The organism is Enterovirga rhinocerotis (assembly GCF_004363955.1).
Lineage (GTDB): Bacteria > Pseudomonadota > Alphaproteobacteria > Rhizobiales > Beijerinckiaceae > Enterovirga > Enterovirga rhinocerotis.
This window is the reverse complement of record NZ_SNZR01000011.1, coordinates 2,027,393-2,049,101: the sequence shown is the minus strand read 5'-3', so window position 1 is coordinate 2,049,101 and position 21,709 is coordinate 2,027,393. Positions and strand designations below refer to the sequence as shown.

Genomic DNA, 21,709 nt, shown 5'->3' with positions numbered 1-21,709 from the left:
GTGGCCGCCATCCTGCCTGGCAGCGCGGCCCCCATGGCGCGCGCGATCGCGCCGGCCGCGGCGGTGCGGGTCGGCTCCGGCGCCCCGGTCCGCCTCGTCCTCGAGCGGATCGGCTACGTTCTCTTCGGCCTCTTCATCCTCTTCACCTGCTTCACCTTCATCCGCCCCTCGCCCTACGATTTCACGGCGATCCCGACGCTGGGCTTGTGGGTGCTGCTCGGGATCCGGCTGCATCGCGGCGCCGTCGTCTTCCTCGCGCTCCTTCTGCTTCACCATCTCGGCCTGCTGCTGGCGCTGATGCCGCATCTGCACGAGCCGCTCCCGCGCGAATGGACCTTCCAGTCCTTCTACCTGATGGTGACGTGCGTCTTCTTCATCATGTTCTTCTCGGACAACACGGAGAAGCGCGTCACGCTCGCCACCAACGCGTATATCGCGAGCTGCCTCGTCGCCGCCGTCTGCGGCATCATTTCGTATGCGGCGCCCGGGAGCCTCCTTTTCACCATGGACGGCCGCGCGGCCGGCGTGTTCGAGGATCCGAACGTGCTCGGCTCCTTCCTCACCTTCGGGGTGCTCGCCCTGCTGCGCCGCCTCCTCACCCGCGACACGCGCCATCCCGCCTTGACCGGCCTGGCCCTGACGGTCGTACTGACGGCGGTGTTCCTGTCGTTCTCCCGCGGCGCCTGGGGGGCGACGGTCGGGGGAGCGCTGCTCACGATCGCGTTCACCTATCGGTCGAGCGCGGGGCCGACCCGGCGGCGCATCGCGGCCCTCGCGGTGTGCGGGATCATCGGCGCCGCCCTCGGTCTCACCGCCCTCATGAGCGAAAGCGGCATCGCCGAGCAGTTCGCCGACCGGTTCACGCTGACCAAGGACTACGACGAGGGCGTCACGGGACGGTTTGGCAACCAGCTCCGCTCCCTGTCCATGCTGCTCGAGAGCCCGAACGGCTTCGGTCCGCTGCGCTTCCGCGTGATCTTCGACCTCGATCCGCACAATTCGTATATCGGAGCCTTCGCCAATGGCGGCTGGATCGGAGGCTTCAGCTTCCTCGGCATGGTGCTGACGACGGCGTTCGTCGGCGTGAGGCTGTGCCTCGTCGCCTCGCCCTATCGCCGCTTCGCTCAATCCGTCGTCCCGACTGTGCTGATGTACTTCATGCAGGCCATGCAGATCGACATCGATCACTGGCGACACGTCTACATCCTGCTTGGGCTTGTCTGGGGGCTCGAATGCGCGCGCCTGCGCTGGCTGGCGGGGGCGCCGGATGCCTCGCGTCGCGTCCACTCGGTGCGACCGGCCGAGAGGTCATTCGCGCGGGCCTGAAGCCGAATCGGCAATCAGGCCCTGGAATTCATCAATCTTTGCTTGACGCGTTGTGAAGACGAGGTGATGATGCCACGTCGCACTCGATCCGTATCGTGTCTCGGCCCAACATATGCTTTGTACCGAACTGATCAGTCGCACCATGACCCGGAGCAGCCTTCTTGTCCTGTCCTAGGGCCCTGCCGATTCCCGCGGGGGCATCCGGTCCATTTCTAACCATGTGCGCCTTTGGGCCATTCAGACGAGTCACGAGATGAGCAGAGGACGAGATTTCCGGGGCCCGGGGAAACGCGGCTTTGGCGACGATTTCGGCATGGACCGTGGTCCGAGCCCCTACGATTTGCCCCCCCCGTCGCGGCCCGCCGCGGCAGGGCCTCGCCCCAGCCTCGGCCCCGCGGGTCCGGAGCAGGACGCCACGGTGAAGTGGTTCAATCCTGAGAAGGGCTTCGGCTTCGCCGAACTCTCCGACGGATCGGGCGATGCCTTCCTGCACATCCGTGCAGTCGAGGCGGCCGGCCACAACGAGCTCGAGCCCGGCACGAAGCTCGTGGTCCGCACCGCGAGCGGCCAGCGTGGTCCGCAGGTGACCGAGGTCCTCAGCGTCGACACGTCGACGGCTGAGCCCCGCGCGCCGCGCGCGCCGCGCTCCGGTGGTTTCGGCGATCGCGGTGGCTACGGCGGCGGTGGCGGTGATCGTGGTGGCTACGGCGGCGATCGCGGCGGTTACGGCGGCGGCTACGGCGGCGATCGCGGCGGCTTCGGCGGCGGTCAGCGTCGTGCGCCCTACCAGAACGCCGCTCCGACGGGTCCGGTCGAGGACCTCACCGGCACGGTGAAGTGGTACAACCCCGCCAAGGGCTTCGGCTTCATCGCCCCGGATGACGGCGGCCGTGACGTCTTCGTCCACCGTTCCGCTCTCGAGCGCGCCCGCCTGCCCGACCTCCAGGAAGGTCAGAAGGTGCAGATCGGCGTCACGCAGGGCATGAAGGGCCGCGAGGTCGCGACGATCGACGTCGTCGAGTGAAGATTCGCTCTCAGCGAATAAACTTAAAGGCCCGCTTTCGCGGGCCTTTTCGTATCGGGTGGCCTGCTCGATGCCGGCGGGCCGGATTCCTCGTCCCGCAAGTCTGAGCGATGGCAAAGCGCAGCGCCGGATTGCTTCTCTGGCGAAGTGGCCCGGAGAGCGTCGAAGTCCTGCTGGCCCATCCGGGCGGACCCTTCTGGGCCCGTCGGGACGATGGCGCCTGGACGATTCCCAAAGGCGGGATCGATCCGGGGGAGGAGCCTCTGGCGGCCGCCCGGCGCGAGTTCCGGGAGGAGACGGGTCACGAGCCGCCTCTCGGGACGGCCATTCCGCTGGGCGAGGCCGTTCAGCCGAGCCGCAAGATCGTAACCGCCTTCGCGCTCGAGGGTGATTTCGACCCCGGCAGCCTGGCAGGGGATTCGATCATCATCGAATGGCCACCACGCTCGGGCCGCCGCGGAGCCTATCCGGAAATCGACAGGGTCGGTTGGTTCGGCCTGGCGGACGGGCGCCGCAAGCTGCTGCGCGGGCAGGTCGTCTTCCTCGACCGGCTGGCCGAGGCGCTGGCGCAGATGCGCGGGATCGAGCCGCTCAGCCGCGGGTCCTGACGACGGCCTCGGCCGGCACGACGTATTGCGAACACGCCGCGTGAGACGGCACGCGCCACGTATCGCAGACGACGCGATAGCCTGGGGCGGGCGTCGGGTTCACCGGGTTGCCGTAGACGGGATAGGACGAGCCGGAACATCCGGCGACGGCGGCCGAGAGCAAGGCGATGGTCAACGCACGAAGCAGCATCGGTTCCGGCTTCCAGACCTCAGAGCATGCTGCGGAGGAGCAATGCGTCTTCCGCAGCGGCATGCGCTCACGACAATGGGTGGTGCCGTCGATTCGTCAAAGACGGCGCTTCGGCCGAAACGGCCGCATCCGCCGCTACCCTGCCCGCGCGCGGTGCCGGGATCAAGGAGCCGCCCTTCGAGGCGCCCCACTTCGGCAACTGGCGTGTCTCCGCTGCATCGGTCCGGCGGGTCCCGTCTTGCCAGCCGGCCGCGAACGTCCGAAGACGGAGGCGGAGAGCTTCGCCGCGCATGCTGATCGCAACCTGGAACGTCAATTCCATCAAGCAGAGGCTGGATCACGCGATCCGCTTCCTCGAGGAGACGCAGCCGGACGTCCTGTGCCTGCAGGAACTCAAGTGCCAGGACGAGGCCTTCCCCGGGGAGCGGATCGAGGCGCTCGGCTACAATCTCGCCGTCCACGGGCAGAAGGCCTTCAACGGCGTCGCGATCCTGTCACGGCACCCGATCTCCGACATCAGGCGCGGCCTTCCCGAGGGGGATGGCGACGACCATTCGCGCTACATCGAGGCCCTCGTCGCCCGTCCCGACGGCGGCGTCCTGCGGGTCGCGTCGATCTATCTGCCGAACGGCAATCCGCTCGGCACGCCGAAATTCGACTATAAGCTCGCCTGGATGCGCCGCCTCGAACAGCATGCGCGCGCGCTTCTCCTGCTCGAAGAGCCTCTCATCCTCGCCGGCGACTACAACGTGATCCCGGAGCCGCGGGACGTCTACGATGCCGAGGCCTGGCTGGGCGACGCGCTCTATCAGCCCGAGAGCCGCGGGGCCTTCCGGCGCCTGCTCGCGCTCGGTCTGACCGATGCCGTCCGGGCCTGCGACGATGCGGCGGGCCTCTACACCTTCTGGGATTATCAGGCCGGCGCCTGGCAGCGGAACAAGGGGATCCGCATCGACCATCTGCTGCTCTCGCCGCAGGCCGCCGACAGGCTGTCCGCGACCGAGATCCACAAGGCGACGCGCGGCTGGGAGAAGCCCTCGGATCACGTCCCGGTTTCGGCCCGATTCGATTTCTAGAGGGCGAGGCGTCACTCCCGACGCGCGAGTCGTCCATCCATGCGGTTCCTGTCCTCGATCCTGGCGCTGGTCGTTCTCGCGCTGGCGAGCCCCGCCGCGGCACGCGATCCGGCCGGCGCGGACGCGCTTTGCCCGGAAAGCACGACGAAACTCCGCCGCGACCCGGCTTTGGCGGCGGCGGTCAAGGCCGCTCTGCCGCGGGCCGTCGTTCTTCCCGGCGGCCGGGGCGAGGCCTCCTGTCATTGGCCGGCGAAGCTCCTCGCCTTCCAGGGCGCCGAGGTGCTGATCATGGCGAAGGGGCGTGTCGGCGGCATGGGCCATAGCGAGCCCGCCGAATTGAGCGCCTTCGTGCTGCGCCGGGAGAACGGCGCGTCGCGCCTCGTCACCGTCGCTCGTGATTTCACGGCTCTCGGCACGATGGGCAACCCCGGCGCGATCGCAGCCGGCCGCTTCGGCGGGGACGATGCGATGACGATCGAGAGCGGTGGGGTCTTCCAGGGCTATTCGTATTCCGATCTCCATCTCTATCTCTTCCGGGCCGGTCGGATCGTCGCGATGAAGCCGATCCGCCTGAGCGCAAGCAATGCCGGGGCGAAGGAGGACGAGAAGGAGATCGTCGACGTCGAGGGCATCTTCGAGCTCGATCGGCCGGAGCCGCGCAGCATGACCCTTCGCTTCGCCGTGACGGACAAGGGGAGCAAGCGTCGTGAGATTGTCGTGTTGAAGGCTCAAGACACCGACTGGACCGTCGAGTCGGGCCGGCTTCCGCCGGAGATGGACGAGGCCAGCGGCAACTGACGGACAGGCTGGCGGCCTCCCGGCGGAAGCCTTTGCGGGCGCGCCGATAAGCGGGTCCCTTCAGCAAGAGAGGCATCAGTGTCGGACATCTTCTCCGGGGACGGCGACGAGGCCGACGCGCCGGCCAACGCCAGCAGCAATGCCACCTTCGAGGACATCCTCGGCCAGCGCGTCGGGCGACGTGGGTTTCTGACGGGCGCCCTGCTGGCGGCTGTCGGGGCCGGGCTTCCGAGCGAGGCGGAGGCCGCCGCCGAGCCGGCCTTCGCTTTCGACGAGATCGAGGCGACGGTGACGGCCGACCATGCGGTCGCGGACGGCTACGATGCCCGCGTTCTGCTGCGCTGGGGCGATCCGCTTTTCCCTGACATGACGCCGTTCGACCCGTTGCGCCTCACGGCGGAGGAGCAGGAGCGGCGCTTCGGCTACAACAACGACTATGTCGGCTATCTGCCGATCGACGGCTCGAGCCGTCACGGCCTCCTCGTCGTGAACCACGAATACACGAACGAGGAGCTGATGTTCCGCGGTCTCGGCGGCGAGGCGAAGCGCGAGGACCGGCTCGCCAAGATCACGCCGGAGATGAATTCCGTCCAGATGGCGGCGCATGGCGGCGCGGTGGTCGAGATCCGGCGGTCGGAGCAGGGTTGGGAGCCCGTGCTGGATTCCCGGTTCAACCGTCGCATCACGGCCCGCACGCCGATGGACATCACGGGCCCGGCCGCCGGCTCGCCGCGCCTGTCGACCTCGGCCGATCCCGGCGGCCGGCGGGTGCTCGGCATGATCAACAACTGCTCGGGCGGAATGACCCCGTGGGGGACGTGGCTCAGCGGCGAGGAGAACTTCCACTTCTACTTCGACGGCCGCGTTGCGCCGGACCATCGCGAAGCCGCCAATCACCGCCGCTACGGCCTCAGCCGCGCTCACTACGCCTGGAGCCGGCTCGATCCCCGCTTCGACGTTCCGACCGAGCCGAACGAGGCGAACCGGTTCGGCTGGGTGGTCGAGATCGACCCCCTCGACCCGACCTCTATCCCGAAGAAGCGCACGGCGCTCGGCCGCATGAAGCACGAGGGTGCCGCCGGGGCGTTCACGGCGGATGGGCGCTACTGCGTCTATCTCGGCGACGACGAGCGCTACGAATATGTCTATCGCTTCGTCAGCGAGGATCGCGTCGACCCGAAGAACCCCGCCGCCAATCGCGACATCCTCGACAGGGGGATCCTGTCGGTCGCGCGTTTCGATGCCGACGGGACGGGGATCTGGCTGCCGCTCGTCCACGGCGAGGGGCCGCTGACGGAGGCGAACGGATTCGCCTCCCAGGCCGACGTCCTGATCGACACGCGCCGTGCCGCCGATCTCCTCGGCCCGACCAAGATGGATCGGCCGGAGGATATCGAGGCCAATCCGAGGACCGGGCGCGTCTATGTCCTCATGACCAATAACAGCCGGCGGAAGGCCGAGGAGGTCAACGCCGCGAACCCGCGTCCGCTCAATGCCTTCGGCCATATCATCGAGATGATCCCGGATGGCGGCGACCAGGGCTCGCCGCGTTTCCGATGGGAGATGCTTCTTCTCTGCGGCGATCCCGGCGTGCCGGAGATCGGGGCGACGTTCTCGCCTCAGACGACGCGGAACGGCTGGTTCGGCATGCCGGACAATTGCGCGATCGACGCGCGCGGCCGGCTCTGGATCGCGACCGACGGCAACGACAAGCGGCGCACGGGCCGCAGCGACGGCCTCTGGGCGGTCGAGACGGAAGGCGAGTTGCGCGGCACCTCGCGCCACTTCTACCGCGTTCCGGTCGGCGCCGAGATGTGCGGGCCGTTCTTCACGCCCGACGACGAGACGCTCTTCCTCGCCGTGCAGCATCCGGGGGAATCGGACGACCGCACCACGGCGACCTTCGACCGCCCCGAGACGCGCTGGCCGGACTTCCGGGACGACATGCCCCCGCGGCCGAGCGTGATCGCCATCACGAAGCGCGGCGGCGGGCGGATCGGATAAGAGGCACGAAGCTTCTACTCGTCATGGCCGGGCTTGGCGCGGCCAGACGACCGGCGAGAGGTCGGAGCCCCGCCGAGAACCTTGTTTCGGTGTCAGTGCCGGCGGGAGATCAGCGGCGACGGGCCTGGAACTGCTCCGAGAGGGCCATGGCCGTGCGCCTGTCCGTCTCGCTGGCGCCGCCGAAGGCCTCTTCGTGCAGCGACTTGATCCAGGCCTGGCTGCGTGCATCGGCCGCCTGGAGGGCGAGTTCGAGCCACATCAGGCCCCGCGCGCGCTGGCGCGGCACGCCGTCGCCGTTCACGAGCATCTGGCCCAGCACGGCCTGGGCGGCGCTGTGGCCCTTCTCGGCGGCGAGATTCAGCCAGCGGGCGGCCTGCCGCATGTCGCGTCCGAGACCCTTCCCCTTCAGATAGAGGCGGGCGAGCAGGTACTGGGCGTCGGGATCGCCGAAATAGGAGGCGGCATAGGCGAACATCTCCGCCGCCCGCTCCGGATTGGGCACGATGTTCGTGCCTTTGATCCCGTCGAGGAAATAGGTGCCGAGGGAGACGAAGGCGTTGGCGACGACGCCCGCGCGCGGTGAATCGGGCGATTCGTCCGCGTTGTCGTCGGCGATGCGGGAGAAGTAGTTGAAGGCCTTCAGGTCGTTGCGGACGACGCCGTCGCCGTCGGCATACATGCGGCCGAGCTTCCAGAGGGCGAGGGCATGGCCCCGGTCGGCCGCGAATTCGAGAGCACGGGCGGCGTTGGCCTTGTCGCCGGAATTGTAGTCGCGGACGCCCGAACGCAGCGCGTCCCGAACCGAGCTGTAGGCTTGGTTCGCCTGCGAGCCCTGGAGCACGGAGGGGGGGAGGAGCGCCGGGGGCCGGGTTGCGAGATCGGCGGCCTGGGAAGGCATCCCCCCCCAGGCCACCGCCAGCACGGCGAGCGCGAAGCCTGTGCCGCTAGAGATCCGCATAGCTCTTGGTTTCGTGTGCGCCGCCCGGATGGGTGATGGCGCCGCCGACGGCCGGCCCGACGCCCTGCGCGTATTTCCAGAGGTAGCCGGAGGTCGCGGTGGACGGGCGCGGTGCCCATTCGGCGCGGCGCGCCGTCAGGGCCTCGTCGGAGAGGTCGACATCGAGGGTGCCCTTGATGGCGTCGATCGTGATGAGGTCGCCGTCCCGCAGAAGGCCGATCGGGCCGCCGATCGCCGCCTCCGGCCCGACATGGCCGATGCAGAAGCCGCGCGTCGCGCCCGAGAAGCGCCCGTCCGTGATGAGGGCCACCTTGTCGCCCATGCCTTGGCCGTAGAGGGCCGCGGTGGTCGACAGCATCTCGCGCATGCCGGGCCCGCCCTTCGGACCCTCGTAGCGGATCACGAGGACGTCGCCCTCCTTGTAGTCGCGCTTGGTCACGGCCTCGAAACAGGCCTCTTCGTTGTCGAAGACGCGCGCCGGGCCGGTGAAGATCTGCTTGTCGGCGGGAATGCCGGCGACCTTCACGATCGCGCCTTCGGGGGCGAGGTTGCCCTTCAGGCCGACGACGCCGCCGGTCGGGGTGATCGGGCTCGTCGCCGGGCGGACGACGTCCTGGTCCGGGTTCCAGGAGACCTTCGCCATGTTCTCGGCGATGGTGCGGCCGGTCACGGTGAGGCAGTCGCCGTGGAGGAAGCCCGCATCGAGCAGGGTCTTCATGAGGAGCGGGATGCCGCCCACCTCGAACATGTCCTTGGCGACGTAGCGCCCGCCGGGCTTGAGATCCGCGATATAGGGCGTGCGCTTGAAGATCTCGGCGACGTCGAACAGGTCGAACTTGATGCCGCATTCATGCGCGATCGCGGGCAGGTGCAGCGCGGCGTTGGTCGAGCCGCCGGAAGCGGCGACGACGGTCGCGGCGTTCTCGAGCGCCTTCAGGGTGACGATGTCGCGCGGGCGGATGTTCTTGGCGATGAGCTCCATCACCATCTCGCCCGCCGCGGCGCAGAACCGGTCGCGGATTTCGTAAGGGGCGGGCGCGCCGGCCGAATAGGGCAGGGCGAGGCCGATCGCCTCGGAGACCGTCGCCATGGTGTTGGCGGTGAACTGCGCGCCGCAGGCGCCGGCCGAGGGGCAGGCGACCTGTTCCAGCTCGTCGAGATCGTCGTCCGACATCTCGCCGACCGAATGCTTGCCGACGGCTTCGAACATGTCCTGCACGGTCACGGGCTTGCCGCGGAAGGAGCCCGGCAGGATCGAGCCGCCATAGATGAAGATCGCCGGCACGTTCAGGCGCACCATGGCCATCATCATGCCCGGGAGGGACTTGTCGCAGCCGGCCATGCCGACGAGCGCGTCGTAGGCGTGGCCGCGCATGGTCAGTTCGACCGAGTCGGCGATGACCTCGCGCGAGGGCAGGGAGGCGCGCATGCCGTTATGACCCATCGCGATTCCGTCCGTGACGGTGATGGTGCAGAACTCGCGCGGCGTTCCGGCGGCGGCGGCGACGCCCTTCTTCACCGCCTGGGCCTGGCGCATCAGCGAGATGTTGCAGGGAGCCGCCTCGTTCCAGCAGGTCGCGACGCCGACGAGCGGCTGGTGGATCTGCTCCTTGGTCAGCCCCATCGCGTAGAGATACGAGCGATGCGGCGCGCGGGCCGGACCCTCGGTCACGTAGCGGCTCGGCAGCTTCGACTTGTCGATCAAACGCGCGTCCATCCCGAACTCTCTCCACCTGCCATTCGGCATTCTCTCACCGGCCGAGTGACATGGCCCCCGACTCGGGTGCAACGAGAGCCGATGGTCTGGACCGAAGGCTCAGGGACGGCCTTCGTGACGCGCCGCGGGCACTCTAAACACTTGCAGGGCAACAATTTCTCGCGACCCTGGAACTGATCTCGGTTTATGGCGGGAACGGGGCGAAGCTCTGCCCGGACAGGGGCGCTATCGGGATGTTTTTCGGCTGTGTCCCGCAAGTCACATGATGCGGTGCGAAAGGCGCGGCGAGGCGGCCGCCATGGGCAGAGCGCCTCGCCGCCTCAGGGCGGGGAGGGGAGATGCGCGGTCTCCCGCGAAAAGCTCGACGATGGGTAGGAGCGGGTTTCACCCGACGCCGCCTCCAGGGGAGGGGGCTGGCCCCGGCAGCTACGCCTTGTCCGGCCGCTCCATCCATTTGATCAGGGGGAAGATCGGCACGATCCAGACGATGCCCAGCAGCATGTAGGCGAAGGTCTGGACGAGTTTCGGGGCCTCGACGATGCGGCTCTCCGCCAGGGCCATGGCCACCAGCGCATAGACGAGCACGAAGACCAGGATGATCACGGTCCCGATGAGGGTGCGCAGGCGGCGCGGCATCTGACGTCCGGGGTGCGGCGCCGGCTCGCGTTGCCGGCTGGATGCGGGCTTTCTATGGGTTTGGAATAGGTCGCAGCAAGCGGAGACGTCGGACAGGCGCTGCGGATCATCCCCATCCTTCCCGACGGAAGCAGGAATCGAAAGCAGCCATCGTGGGCCAGATCATCGCATCCATCGACTCGCCGCCGGAGACGAGCGTCCGCGACCCCCGGACTGGAGCGAGCGTGCGGCTGTGGCTGTATGGCCTCGCCGTGCTGGTCATGGTCATGGTCGCGGTCGGCGGCGCGACGCGCCTCACGGGCTCCGGCCTGTCGATCACCGAATGGAAGCCGGTCACGGGCGCGATCCCGCCTCTGTCCGATGCGGGCTGGGCGGCGGAGTTCGAGAAGTACCGCGCCTCCTCGCAGTACCAGAACCTCAACCGGGGCATGGCGCTGGGCGAGTTCAAGGTCATCTACTGGTGGGAATGGAGCCACCGTCAGCTCGGCCGCTTCCTCGGATTCTATTTCTTCCTGCCGCTCGTCTGGTTCTGGTGGCGGGGCAACGTGTCGAGCCGGCTGGCGCTGACCCTGGTCGGGATCGGGGCGCTCGGCGGCCTCCAGGCGATGGTCGGCTGGATCATGGTCGCCTCGGGGCTCGAGCCCGGCATGACGGCTGTCGCCCCGATCAAGCTGATGCTGCATCTCGTCATCGCGAGCATGATCCTCGCCGCGATCGTCTGGGTGGCGGCGGGGCTCCGCGCCGGGGAAGGCCGCGCGATGCCCGTCTCGCCGGGGCTGGCGAGGGCGGCCGTGGCGCTCGTCGCGCTGATCCTCGTGCAGATCGCGCTCGGCGGGCTCGTCGCGGGCTCCCGCGCGGGCTGGACCTACAACACCTGGCCGCTGATGGACGGCCATCTCGTCCCGCCCGCGGCGATGCTGTTCTCGGGTCAGCCCTGGATCGAGAATTTCGCGGACAACCCGATCCTCGTCCAGTTCAACCACCGCCTCGTCGCCTATCTGCTCGTCGCCGCCGCGCTGTGGCACGCCTATGCGACTCGCCGGACCGAGGGCGGCGCGATGCGGGCCGGTGCCGTCGCCGGGCTGACGCTCGCCCAGGCCGGGCTCGGGATCGTCACGCTGCTCCTGGTCGTGCCGCTCTGGGCGGGCCTTGCGCATCAGCTCCTGGCGATGGTGCTGCTGATGGTGGCGACGCATCACGCGCGGCTGTGCCGCGCGGCCTGACGCGTCAGGCCGGGACCTCGCCCTTCTGGAGCTCCTCGGACCGGTCGCCCGAGCCGGCCCTCGCCGCGGCGAGCCGATGGGCGGCGTTGACCAGGGCGACATGGGAGAAGGCCTGGGGGAAGTTGCCGAGCTGGCGCCCGCCGATCGGATCGTATTCCTCGGCGAGGAGCCCGAGATCGTTGCGCAGGGCCAGGAGGCGCTCGAACAGCGCCTCCGCATCGGCCAGCCGGCCGATCAGGACGAGGGCCTCCACCAGCCAGAAGCTGCAGGCGAGGAAGGTGCCTTCGCCGGGCGGAAGCCCGTCATGCCCGGTCGAGGTGTGGTAGCGCTGGACGAGACCGTCGACGAGAAGGTCCGCCTCGATGGCCTCGACCGTCAAGCGCACGCGCGGATCGTCGTCGTCCAGAAAGCCGAGCATCGGCAGCAGCAGCAGGCTCGCATCGAGCGCGGTGTCGTCGTAGCTCTGGGTGAAGGCTCCGACCTCCGCATTCCACCCCCTTGCGAGGACGTCGCCCTTCACCTCGCTGCGGATGGCGCGCCACTTCTCCAGCGGCACGTGGTCGAGACCGAAGATCTCGGCCGACTTGATGCAGCGGTCGAAGGCGAGCCAGACCATCAGCTTCGACAACGTGAAGTGACGCGGTGGGCCGCGGACCTCCCAGATGCCGTAATCGGGCTCGCGCCAGATGTCGTCGAGCCGCTCCAGCATCGAGACCTGGATCGACCAGGCCTCGGGGCTTTCGGGAAGCCCTCCGAGACGCGCCTGATGGAGCAGGCTCATGATCTCGCCGTAGACGTCGAGCTGGGTCTGGTCGGCGGCCGCGTTGCCCACCCGGACCGGCTTCGAATCCGCGAAGCCCGGCAGCCAGTCGACCTCCCATTCGAGAAGCCGCCTCTCGCCGGCGATGCCGTACATGATCTGCATCTGCTCGGGCGAGCCCGCGATGGCGCGAAGCAGCCAGTCGCGCCATGCCCGCGCCTCGTCGTAATAGCCGGCATTCATCAGCGCGAAGAGGGTGAGGGCGCTGTCGCGCAGCCAGCAGTAGCGGTAGTCCCAGTTGCGGGTGCTGCCGAGCCATTCGGGCAGGGAGGTCGTGACCGCCGCGACGATGCCGCCGGTCGGGGCGTAGGTCATCGCCTTCAGGGTGATGAGCGAGCGCCGCGCCGCCTGGTGCCAGGGCTCGGGCAGGTCGATCTTGCCGTCCAGCGCCGCCGGCTCGTAGCGGGCGGTCCATTCCGTCCAGAAGGCCTCGGTGTCGGCGAGGGCGGCGAACGGGTCGATCGGCTCCGGCACGGGGCGGTGCGAGGCGCAATAGGCGAGGACGAAGGGCACGGTCTCGCCCGCCGCGACCTCGAAATCTGAGACGGTGTGCATGTCCTCGCCATGCGTCTCGATGGGCGTCCGGAGCACCGTCATGTCGGGGCCGCCGATCGCGCGGAGCGAGCCGTCCTCGAGCCGGTGCACCCACGGCATCACGCGCCCGTAATCGTAGCGCAGGACGAGTTCCATCCGCATCGCGACCCGGCCGCTCTCGCCGACGACGAGGCGCACGATGTCGGAATCGGTGCCGCGGGGCGGCATGAAATCGATCAGCAGGACGGAGCCGGCCGCGGTCTCGAAGCGGGTCTCGAGGATCAGCGTGCGCGGCCGGTAGCGGCGGCTGACGACGGCGTCGCCGATCGGCGCGATCTTCCAGCGGCCGTTCTCCTCGGTGCCGAGGAGGGCGGCGAAACAGGCCGGCGAATCGAAACGCGGCCAGCAGAGCCAGTCGATCGAGCCGTCGCGCCCGACGAGCGCTCCCGTCTCGCAGTCGCCGATGAGTCCGTAATCTTCGATTCGATCGCTGGGCATGGCGCTTTCTGAGTCGGATCCGCCGAGGATGGCGGGTCAGCCGCCGTCGCGACCGCGATATTGCTTCAGCACCGCGATCTCGGCAAAGGGCGCCGGCCAGATCACGAGGCGGTAGCGGTCGTCGCCGTCCAGCCCGTCCTCGCTCAGCGTGCCGAGGCCGGCGCAATGGAGGCGCACGCGATGGCAGCCCGGAGCGACCGGGAGGATGTCGATGGACCCACCCGTGCATTCGTGGATCTCGAGCCGGCCGGACGGCAGCTCCAGGCTGGCCTCGGCCACGTGGTCCCAGGCGTCGAGCGCGAGATCAGGCGCCCGGGAGGCGATCTCGACCTCGACCGGAACGGTCATGTTCCGCTCGGGCTGGACGACGACGATGAAGAGGCTCGCCTTGATGCGCCGCCGGACATCCTCGTCCGTGTAGTCGAGCGCGGAGCTGGGCTGCCGAGCGTGGTCCCACAGATAGAACTGGTGATAATCCGCGAAGATCTCGTAGCGGCGGATCAAGGGGCCGGCGCCGCTCAGCGGATCGGCGCGCCCGTGACGCCGGCCTCGAGGCCGATCGTCAGCTTGTCCGTGACGGCCCATTCGACGCCGACGCGCGCATCCGGCCGCACCGCGATGCGGGTGCGGTCGAAGGCCGTGGAGAACGGCGTCGGCCCGTATCGGTAGGTCTCGTTGATCGCGAGCGCGCCGACCTTGGTGTAGACGAGGACGTTGTCGGCGACGAGGGCGCCGGCCTTGAACTGAATGCCGCCCGCGAAGTCCCGCGTATAGCCGATCGAGCCGAAGCTCGGCGTGTCTCGCCCGCCGAGCTGGGCCATGTAGTCGAAGCCGCCGACGATGCCGTAGACGAACTGGCCGTCGCGCCACATCTTGCCGCCCTCGAACCCGACGGTCGGACCCGCATAGGTGCCGAAGCGCTTCGAGGAGGAGACCTGGAAGCCGGTCGACATCCGCGCGAAGCTGCCCTCCCAGCGCATCGAGCCGGTGGCCGGATCAGGCTCCGTCCAGGCGAAGGCGGGCAGGGGGTTGAAGCCGAAGGGCAGGAAGGACTGGGCCTGGGCGGCCGGCGCGGCGGCGAGGCAGGACAGCCCGATCAGGCCCGGCAGGACCAGCTGGCGCATCGAACGGGGCGTCTGCATCGAACGGGACGTCTCCTGCCGCGGCATCATCCTCCCACCCTAGCGCAGTTCCGGCGCGAGCGTGAGGGACATCGAGCCACATTCCTAGCGGAGAATGACGCGGTTTTGTGGCGGAGGGGCGCTTCGCGAGGTCGACGTCGCCCGATTGAGATCGAAGGGTGCCGCTGGTATCCATGATCCATCGGACCAGGGAGTTGGAACCATGGGCTCCGTCACGATCCGCCGATTGTCGGATGAGGTTCTCAGACGGCTCGAATCGCGGGCCGCGCGATCGGGCCGTTCCACCGAAGCGGAAATCCGCCTGATCCTCGAGGCAGCCGTCAGGCCGGTCGGCAAAGGGATAGGCTCGGAACTCGCGGCGTTCGGCGAGGAGGTCGGCGGTCTTGACCTTGAGCGCGACCGCTCACCGGTGGAACCGGCCCGGTTCGAATGATCGTGCTCGACACCAACGTCGTGTCGGAGCCGATGAGGTCGAAACCCAACCGGATGGTTCTCGATTGGCTCGACCGGCAGCCGGGCGAGGCGCTCTACCTGACGACGACGAGCCTCGCCGAACTCGTGGCAGGCGTGCGGATACTCCCTGCGGGACAGAGGCGCTCGGATCTCGATAAGGCTCTGTCCGACCTGTTGGAGCGCCTGTTCGGCCCTCGGATTCTTCCTTTCGACCGAGAAGCGGCTCTGGCCTTTGGCGCCATCGTGGCCCGCGGGCGGGCACGTGGGCAGCCGATCTCCTTCGCCGACGCGCAGATCGCGGCGATCGCCGAGACGCACGACTTCGCGGTGGCGACGAGGGACGTGGATCCGTTCCTCGCCGCAGGATTACGCATCATCGATCCGTGGACGGCGTGAAAGCCGCGCGCACGCCGCGCGGCTTCGTCCGTCCCAGACCCCTTACCCCGCCAGGGCCTGGTCGAGATCGGCGATGAGATCCTCCGGATCCTCGAGGCCGATCGAGAGGCGGACGACGTCCGGGCCGGCGCCGGCCGTGACCTGCTGCTCCTCGGTGAGCTGGCGGTGCGTCGTCGAGGCCGGGTGGATGACGAGCGAGCGCGTGTCGCCGATATTGGCGAGGTGCGAGAACAGCTTGAGGTTCGAGACGAGCTTCACGCCCGCCTCGTAGCCGCCCTTCACGCCGAAGGTGAAGACCGCGCCGGCGCCGAGCGGGCAATAGCGCTGGGCGAGGGCGTGGTACTTGTCGCTCTCGAGGCCGGGATAGCTCACCCAGGAGACCTTGTCGTTCGCGGCGAGGTGGCGGGCGACGGCGAGGGTCGAATCCGACTGGCGCTGCATGCGCAGCGGCAGGGTCTCGATCCCGGTGAGGATCATGAAGGCGTTGAAGGGCGAGAGCGCCGGGCCGAGGTCGCGCAGGCCGAGCACGCGGCAGGCGATGGCGAAGGCGAAGTTGCCGAAGGTCTCGCCGAGGACCATGCCGCCATATTCGGGGCGCGGCTTCGAGAGCATCGGGTAGCGCTCGTCGCCCGTCCAGTTGAACGTGCCGCCGTCGACGATGATGCCCGCGATCGAGTTCCCGTGGCCGCCCAGGAACTTCGTCGCCGAATGCACGACGATGTCCGCGCCGTGCTCGAAGGGCCGGATCAGGTAGGGCGAGGCCATCGTGTTGTCGACGATGAGCGGGATGTTCTTCGCCTTGGCGATCTTGGAGATCGCGGCGATGTCGACGATCACGCCGCCCGGATTGGCGATGGATTCGATGAAGATCGCCTTCGTCCGGCTGGTGATGGCCGCCTCGAAGGAGGCCGGGTCATCCGCGTCGGCCCATTTCACGCGCCAGTCGAAGTTCTTGTAGGAATGATTGAACTGGTTGATCGAGCCGCCATAGAGCTTGTTGGCGGCCACGAACTCGTCGCCCGGCTGCAGCAGGGCGTGCATGACGAGGAACTGCGCGGCATGGCCGGAGGCGACGCCGAGCGCCGCGGTTCCGCCCTCGAGCGCGGCGACGCGCTCTTCCAGCACGGCGCAGGTCGGGTTGCCGATGCGGGTGTAGATGTTGCCGAAAGCCTGGAGCCCGAACAGCGAGGCGGCGTGGTCCACGTCGTCGAAGACGAAGGAGGTCGTCTGATAGATGGGCGTCGCGCGCGCGCCGGTCGCGGCGTCGGGGGCGGCGCCGGCATGGATCGCGAGGGTGTTGAAGCCGGGAATCTGGTCGGCCATGGTCTCTCCTTGGGCTTCGTCCGGCGCTTGCTGCGCTTGCCCGACCGGTTAGCGGGGGCGGCCCGACAAGCCAAGCGCGCTTCGTTCCAAAGATCGGCCGGCGCGGAGAATCTTCTTCCCGGTCAGGTTCCACCCGTCGGAGGGGAGCCCCCCGGCGCGGCCGAGTGATGGGCGCCGAACAGGCGCCCGCGCTCGGTGACGAGAATGACGGCGAGCGCGGCGATCGTCAGAGCGAGATAGCCCGCCGTGATCGGCAGGACCGTGCCGTCGAAAGCCGCGCCGATGGCGAGTCCGCAGAGCGAGCCCATCACGGTCGTATAGACCCCGACCAGGGAGGAGCCCGTCCCGGCGACGCGCCCGAGGGGTTCCATGGCGAGCGCGTTGAAGTTGGGAAAGGCGAGGCCGAGCAGGAACTGCGAACAGGCCAGGATCAGGCCGAACAGGAGCAGCGGCGGCCGCCCGTCGAAAGACCACGCGAAGATGAGTTGCAGCAGGCCGAGCGTCGTCAGCACCACGACGCTGAGATGCGAGATCCGCCTCATGCCGAAGCGGCCGACCAGGGCCGAGTTGACGATGGCGGCCACGCCCTGCGCGCTCGCGACCAGCGCGAAGGCGAGCGGGAAGAGGTGGCCGAGGCCGAAGGTCTCGGTGAAGATCTGCTGCGAGGAACCGACCATCGCCATCACGCAGCCGAACATGAGGCCGACCGCGGTGGCGTAGCCGACGGTGATCCGGTTCGTCGCGACCGTGCCCATGGCGCGCAGGATGCGGGCGGCCGAGAAGGGCATCTTGTGCTCCGGCGCCAGCGTCTCGGGCATCCGCCGCAGGAACCAGAAGCCGAGCGCGAGCCCCGCGAGCAGCATCGCGACGAACAGCCCTTGCCGGCCGGAGGCCAGCAGGATGACGCTGCCGATGGCCGGGGCGAAGATCGGCACCGTGATGAAGATGCCCATGTTGATCGACATCACGCGGGCCATCTCGCGGCCCGCGAACCGGTCACGCACGATGGCGACCGACAGCACGCGTCCCGAGGCCGCGCCGATGCCCTGCACAAACCGGGCTGCGAGGAGCGTGTTGAGGTCGGTCGCGAACAGCGACAGCACGCAGCCGAGCAGGAAGATGCCGAGCCCCGCGAGATAGGCGCGCCGCCGCCCGAAGACGTCGGAGGCCGGCCCATAGATCAGCTGCGCGAAGCCGAAGCCGAGCATGTAGACGTAGACGACGAGCTGCAGCCGGTTCGGATCGGCGACGTCGAAATCGCGCCCGAGGATCGGGAAGGCGGGCAGGATGCCGTCGACCGCGAAGGCGGTGACGCCCATCATCAGCGCGGTGATGGTGACGAACTCGGCAAAGCCCGGGTTCGGCCGGCCGGGTTGCCCCCGGCTCGTCTCTTGCTGTCCCGTATCCATGGTCACTCCGGTGGCCCGAGCCGGCGGGGAGCATAGCCGATCGGGCATCCCAGGGATGCGACGTGTCGGATGCGTTGCCGGTCAGACCCGGCCGAAGGCGACGTATTGGGCGCCGAGGGGCAGGGCGCGGAAGGGTGCCTCGCACATGCCCGCCCAGCGTGCGGCGCTCGGCGCGAGGAGGAAATGGTGGCTTCGGACGTCCCGAAGCCCGGCCTCGCGAAGGAGGCGGCGGCTTTCGCCCGCACGCAGCAGGATCGCGTCGTCGTCGAGATCGCAGCGCGCGACCGCGAGGCGGGTCAGCGGGTTCCAGGGATTGTGCTCGATCAGCAGCACCAGGCCGTCCGGCCGCGTCACGCGGGCCATCTGGCCGAGCAGGGCGCGTCGCTCCGCGGGCGGAACGTGGTGGAACACGCACACCGCCAGCGTCGCGTCGAAGGAGGCATCGGGCCAGGGGAGGTCGTTCCCGTCCTGGGCGCGATAATCGATCGCGGGATGCCGCTGGCGGGCCGTCGCGAGGCAATCGGCGGACAGATCGCAGCCCGAGAGGCTGCGCGTGATCGGCTGCAGCGGCTCGTGCATCGCGCCGATGCCGCAGCCGACATCGAGAAGATCCGGCGGCCGAGGGCCGAAATGCCGCTCGAAGATGCCGGCCAGTTCGCGCACCTTGGCGAGGAGGAAGACCTCGTGCCTGACGCCCGAGAAGGCGATCGAGCGCTGGACGACGTCGTCGTAAGTCGCGCTGTAGCTGTCGAAAGGCGCGGCCATCAGGCGATCCGAAGCGCGGGGCCCGAGGTCCGCGGCCCGACATAGCGGGCCGATTCCCCATCGGTCGAGGCCGCCTCGTCGCGCTCGAAGCCGACGGCGCGGCCGACGACGTAGAGCGGGCGGTTCTTCACCTCGGCATGGATGCGCCCGACATAGAGCCCGACGATCCCCGTCATCAGCAGGTTCACGCCCGAGAGCAGCGAAAGCAGCACGACCGTCGAGGCCCAGCCCGCGACGAAGCCGGCCTGGTGCATCGCCTCCCACACGACCCAGCCGCCGAAGAGCAGCGCCGCCGCCGAGACGCCGGTGCCGAGCCAGAGCGCGAGCCGCAGCGGCACGTCCGAGAACGAGACGATGCCGTCGAAGGCGAGGCGGATCATCTTTCCGAGCGGGTAATGCGTCTCGCCGGCGGCCCGGGGCTCGCGATGGTAGGGCACGGCCGCCTGGCGGAAGCCCATCCAGCCGAACATGCCGCGCACGAAGCGGTCTCGCTCGGGCATCGCCTTGAAGGCATCGATGGCCTTGCGGTCGACGAGGCGGAAATCACCGACGTTTTCGGGAATGTCGACCGCCGTCAGGCGCCGCAGGAGCCCGTAGAACAGACGCGCGGTCAAGCGCTTGAAGCGCGTCTCGCCCTGGCGGGACAGCCTCTGCGCATAGACGATCTCGTGACCCTGACGCCAGGTTTCGGCGAGCCGGAGGACGATCTCCGGCGGGTCCTGGAGGTCGGCATCCATGACGATCACCGCATCGCCGCGCGCGACGTCCATCCCGGCCGTGATGGCGACCTGGTGGCCGAAATTGCGCGACAGTGCGAGGTAGCGGAAGCGGCTGTCGTCCCGCGCGCGGGCGGCGGCCACGATCGAGCCGGCATCGCGGCTGCCGTCGTCGACGATGATCACCTCGGCCGGCCCGTCGAGCTTCGGCAGCAGGGTATCGAGCCGATGCAGCAGGATGGGCAGCACGGCCTCTTCGTTGAAGATCGGGACGACGAGGCTGTAGACGGGCCGCTCTGGGTCGGCGATCGGCATGGACAAAGGCTCACGGCGGCGGTTTGCGCGGAGCTTGCCGGGTCATGGTTAAGGCCGGGTTGCGGGATGGGGCCGCTCTCGACGAGCTGATCGGCGCGATCTCGGCCTTTCGGCGTCCGCCCACCTGAACAAACTTTAATCCTGGCTCCAGAGCGGCTTCACGCGGCGTGTCCATATTGGCTCCATCGCCGGATGCCCCAGGGAACCGGCCAGAGTTTCAGAAGGAGCCACTCATGTCGTCCACGGGTCAGTCCGGTTCGTCCTCTCTGCGCCGCAAGGCGCTCGCCTCGGCAGCGGCCGTCGCCATCGTCGCGTCCGGCGCCGTCGGCGCCGCGGTTCTCGAAGGCCATCCCGCCTTCGCCCAGGCGCCCATCACCGTCTCGCCGCAGTCCCAGTCCCAGGCGCCGGCCTCCTTCGCGGATGTCGTCGATGCGGTGAAGCCGGCTGTCGTGTCGGTCAAGGTCATGATCGAGACCGCCTCCGACGAGGGCGGCATGGGATCGCGCATGGAGCGGCTGCCGCCGCAGCTCCGCGAACTGTTCGGCGACCGCTTCAGCGACCGCTCCGAAGGTGGCCCCCGCCGCCAGGCGCCGCGCCGCGGCCAGTCGCAGGGCTCGGGCTTCTTCATCTCGGCCGACGGCTTCGTCGTCACGAACAACCACGTCGTCCAGAAGGCGAGCCAGGTCGAGGTGACGACCGATGACGGTCGGACGCTGAAGGCCAAGGTCATCGGCTCGGATCCGAAGAGCGACCTCGCGCTGCTCAAGGTCGAGGAAGCGGGGACGTACCCCTTCGTCAAGCTTGCCCCGGCGCAGCCCCGCGTCGGCGACTGGGTCGTCGCGATCGGCAACCCCTTCGGCCTCGGCGGCACCGTGACCTCCGGCATCGTCTCGGCCCGCGGCCGCGACATCGGCGCGGGTCCTTATGACGACTTCCTGCAGATCGACGCCTCGATCAACCGCGGCAATTCCGGCGGCCCGACCTTCAACCTCCGGGGCGAAGTCGTCGGCGTGAACACCGCGATCGCCTCCCCCTCGGGCGGCAGCGTCGGACTCGCCTTCGCGATCCCGGCCGCCACGGTGGAATCGGTCGTTGCGCAGCTGAAGGATCACGGCTCGGTCAGCCGCGGCTTCCTCGGCGTCCAGATCCAGCCGATGACGAAGGACCTCGCCGAGGGCCTCGGGATCGACCGCACCAAGGGCGCGCTGATCAACTCGACCGAGCCCGGAACGCCCGCCGCCAAGGCCGGCCTCCGCTCCGGCGACGTGCTCGTCTCGGTGAACGGCCAGTCGGTCGCCGATGCGCGGGACCTCAGCCGCCGCATCGCCGGGCTCAAGCCGGGCAGCAAGGTGGACGTGGTCTATCTGCGCGACGGCCGGGAGCGGACGACCGAGGTCCAGCTCGGCGAGCTGCCCGAGCAGCGTAGCGCCAGCCTCGGCGACCGGGGCGGCGTCGAGCGCGGCTCGCTGCGGCTCGGCCTCCAGCTCGCGCCCGCTCCGCGCGGCGAGGATGGCGTCGCGGTGATGAACGTCGATCCGGACGGACCGGCCGCCGGCCGGGGGATCCGCGAGGGCGACATCATCGTCGAGGTCGGCGGCAAGACGGTCCGCGATCCCTCGGACGTCGCGGACGGCATCAAGGCGGCGCGGGCCGATGGCCGCAAGGCGGTGCTGATGCGGGTCAAGAGCCGCGACGGCACGCGCTTCGTCGCGATCGCATTGTCGCCCAACGCGGGCTGACCGCAGGGACCGGCCGTCCGCAAGACGGCTGGTTGCTCC

General features: G+C 69.0%; 21 protein-coding genes. 10 read left to right on the top strand and 11 right to left on the bottom strand.

The features are described from left to right. The 3 genes from EV668_RS10415 to EV668_RS10405 all read left to right on the top strand — a co-directional run bounded on the left by EV668_RS10415 (position 1) and on the right by EV668_RS10405 (position 2,958). Positions 1 to 1,326 carry an O-antigen ligase family protein gene (locus tag EV668_RS10415; RefSeq protein ID WP_245513081.1) on the top strand — a complete coding sequence of 442 codons (1,326 nt, stop codon included), beginning with the start codon at positions 1 to 3 and terminating at the stop codon, positions 1,324 to 1,326. A gap of 253 nt (positions 1,327 to 1,579) precedes the next feature. Beyond that, positions 1,580 to 2,350, top strand: a complete 771-nt coding sequence (locus EV668_RS25580; RefSeq protein ID WP_133769670.1) for a cold-shock protein — start codon at positions 1,580 to 1,582, stop codon at positions 2,348 to 2,350. 110 nt (positions 2,351 to 2,460) lie between these two features. Beyond that, positions 2,461 to 2,958, top strand: coding sequence for an NUDIX hydrolase (locus EV668_RS10405; RefSeq protein WP_133769669.1), 498 nt, complete (start codon positions 2,461 to 2,463; stop codon positions 2,956 to 2,958). Here the strand turns inward: EV668_RS10405 and EV668_RS10400 are convergent. After that, positions 2,942 to 3,148 (bottom strand): hypothetical protein, encoded by a 207-nt coding sequence (locus EV668_RS10400; protein WP_133769668.1) that lies wholly within the window; start codon positions 3,146 to 3,148, stop codon positions 2,942 to 2,944. The two genes, EV668_RS10405 and EV668_RS10400, sit on opposite strands and share 17 nt — an antisense overlap. Positions 3,149 to 3,438: 290 nt before the next feature. Between EV668_RS10400 and xth the strand changes: the two genes are divergently transcribed. The 3 genes from xth (at position 3,439) to EV668_RS10385 (ending at position 7,026) form a co-directional block, all read left to right on the top strand. After that, positions 3,439 to 4,224 carry an exodeoxyribonuclease III gene (gene xth / locus EV668_RS10395; RefSeq protein ID WP_133769667.1) on the top strand — a complete coding sequence of 262 codons (786 nt, stop codon included), beginning with the start codon at positions 3,439 to 3,441 and terminating at the stop codon, positions 4,222 to 4,224. A 39-nt stretch (positions 4,225 to 4,263) separates the two neighbouring features. Next, complete coding sequence (locus EV668_RS10390) at positions 4,264 to 5,022, top strand: hypothetical protein (protein ID WP_133769666.1); 759 nt, start codon at positions 4,264 to 4,266, stop codon at positions 5,020 to 5,022. Positions 5,023 to 5,100: 78 nt separating this feature from the next. Continuing rightward, a complete protein-coding gene (locus tag EV668_RS10385) occupies positions 5,101 to 7,026 on the top strand; it encodes a PhoX family protein (RefSeq protein WP_133769665.1) in 1,926 nt (641 codons plus the stop codon). Positions 7,027 to 7,135: 109 nt separating this feature from the next. Here the strand turns inward: EV668_RS10385 and EV668_RS10380 are convergent, their stop codons facing one another. The 3 genes from EV668_RS10380 to EV668_RS10370 form a co-directional block, all read right to left on the bottom strand. After that, positions 7,136 to 7,984, bottom strand: a complete 849-nt coding sequence (locus tag EV668_RS10380) for a tetratricopeptide repeat protein (RefSeq protein ID WP_133769664.1) — start codon at positions 7,982 to 7,984, stop codon at positions 7,136 to 7,138. Continuing rightward, positions 7,971 to 9,701: a dihydroxy-acid dehydratase gene (gene ilvD / locus EV668_RS10375; protein WP_133769663.1), complete on the bottom strand. Its 1,731-nt coding sequence runs from the start codon at positions 9,699 to 9,701 to the stop codon at positions 7,971 to 7,973. Before ilvD ends, EV668_RS10380 begins: the two co-directional genes overlap by 14 nt. 426 nt (positions 9,702 to 10,127) lie before the next feature. Continuing rightward, positions 10,128 to 10,337, bottom strand: a complete 210-nt coding sequence (locus EV668_RS10370; RefSeq protein WP_133769662.1) for a DUF2842 domain-containing protein — start codon at positions 10,335 to 10,337, stop codon at positions 10,128 to 10,130. A 149-nt stretch (positions 10,338 to 10,486) separates the two neighbouring features. Here EV668_RS10370 and EV668_RS10365 point away from each other — a divergent pair, with 149 nt between their 5' ends. Further along, positions 10,487 to 11,560, top strand: coding sequence for a COX15/CtaA family protein (locus tag EV668_RS10365; RefSeq protein WP_425359617.1), 1,074 nt, complete (start codon positions 10,487 to 10,489; stop codon positions 11,558 to 11,560). Positions 11,561 to 11,564: 4 nt separating this feature from the next. On the opposite strand, the gene EV668_RS10360 is transcribed toward EV668_RS10365, so the two are convergent. The 3 genes from EV668_RS10360 to EV668_RS10350 are packed head-to-tail and all read right to left on the bottom strand — an operon-like array spanning position 11,565 to position 14,554. After that, positions 11,565 to 13,412, bottom strand: coding sequence for a glycoside hydrolase family 15 protein (locus EV668_RS10360; protein WP_133769660.1), 1,848 nt, complete (start codon positions 13,410 to 13,412; stop codon positions 11,565 to 11,567). Between the two features lie 36 nt (positions 13,413 to 13,448). Continuing rightward, positions 13,449 to 13,916 carry a hypothetical protein gene (locus EV668_RS10355; protein ID WP_133769659.1) on the bottom strand — a complete coding sequence of 156 codons (468 nt, stop codon included), beginning with the start codon at positions 13,914 to 13,916 and terminating at the stop codon, positions 13,449 to 13,451. Between the two features lie 14 nt (positions 13,917 to 13,930). Continuing rightward, a complete protein-coding gene (locus tag EV668_RS10350; RefSeq protein ID WP_133769658.1) occupies positions 13,931 to 14,554 on the bottom strand; it encodes an outer membrane protein in 624 nt (207 codons plus the stop codon). A 202-nt stretch (positions 14,555 to 14,756) separates the two neighbouring features. On the opposite strand from EV668_RS10350, the gene EV668_RS10345 reads away from it, so the two are divergent. Both EV668_RS10345 and EV668_RS10340 read left to right on the top strand, forming a co-directional pair. Next, positions 14,757 to 14,987, top strand: coding sequence for a FitA-like ribbon-helix-helix domain-containing protein (locus EV668_RS10345; RefSeq protein ID WP_133769657.1), 231 nt, complete (start codon positions 14,757 to 14,759; stop codon positions 14,985 to 14,987). After that, positions 14,984 to 15,403, top strand: a complete 420-nt coding sequence (locus tag EV668_RS10340; protein ID WP_133769656.1) for a type II toxin-antitoxin system VapC family toxin — start codon at positions 14,984 to 14,986, stop codon at positions 15,401 to 15,403. Before EV668_RS10345 ends, EV668_RS10340 begins: the two co-directional genes overlap by 4 nt. 42 nt (positions 15,404 to 15,445) lie before the next feature. On the opposite strand, the gene EV668_RS10335 is transcribed toward EV668_RS10340, so the two are convergent. The 4 genes from EV668_RS10335 to EV668_RS10320 all read right to left on the bottom strand — a co-directional run bounded on the left by EV668_RS10335 (position 15,446) and on the right by EV668_RS10320 (position 19,931). Continuing rightward, a complete protein-coding gene (locus tag EV668_RS10335) occupies positions 15,446 to 16,726 on the bottom strand; it encodes an O-acetylhomoserine aminocarboxypropyltransferase (RefSeq protein WP_133769655.1) in 1,281 nt (426 codons plus the stop codon). A gap of 122 nt (positions 16,727 to 16,848) precedes the next feature. Continuing rightward, complete coding sequence (locus EV668_RS10330; RefSeq protein ID WP_245512991.1) at positions 16,849 to 18,135, bottom strand: multidrug effflux MFS transporter; 1,287 nt, start codon at positions 18,133 to 18,135, stop codon at positions 16,849 to 16,851. 81 nt (positions 18,136 to 18,216) lie between these two features. Further along, the gene (locus tag EV668_RS10325; RefSeq protein ID WP_133769653.1) at positions 18,217 to 18,900 is read right to left on the bottom strand and encodes a class I SAM-dependent methyltransferase; all 684 of its coding nucleotides are present in this window, start codon (positions 18,898 to 18,900) and stop codon (positions 18,217 to 18,219) included. After that, positions 18,900 to 19,931: a glycosyltransferase family 2 protein gene (locus tag EV668_RS10320; RefSeq protein WP_133769652.1), complete on the bottom strand. Its 1,032-nt coding sequence runs from the start codon at positions 19,929 to 19,931 to the stop codon at positions 18,900 to 18,902. The genes EV668_RS10325 and EV668_RS10320 overlap by 1 nt, the downstream gene beginning before the upstream one ends. 233 nt (positions 19,932 to 20,164) lie before the next feature. Between EV668_RS10320 and EV668_RS10315 the strand changes: the two genes are divergently transcribed. Beyond that, positions 20,165 to 21,670 carry a Do family serine endopeptidase gene (locus EV668_RS10315; protein ID WP_133769651.1) on the top strand — a complete coding sequence of 502 codons (1,506 nt, stop codon included), beginning with the start codon at positions 20,165 to 20,167 and terminating at the stop codon, positions 21,668 to 21,670. Positions 21,671 to 21,709: the final 39 nt, after the last annotated feature.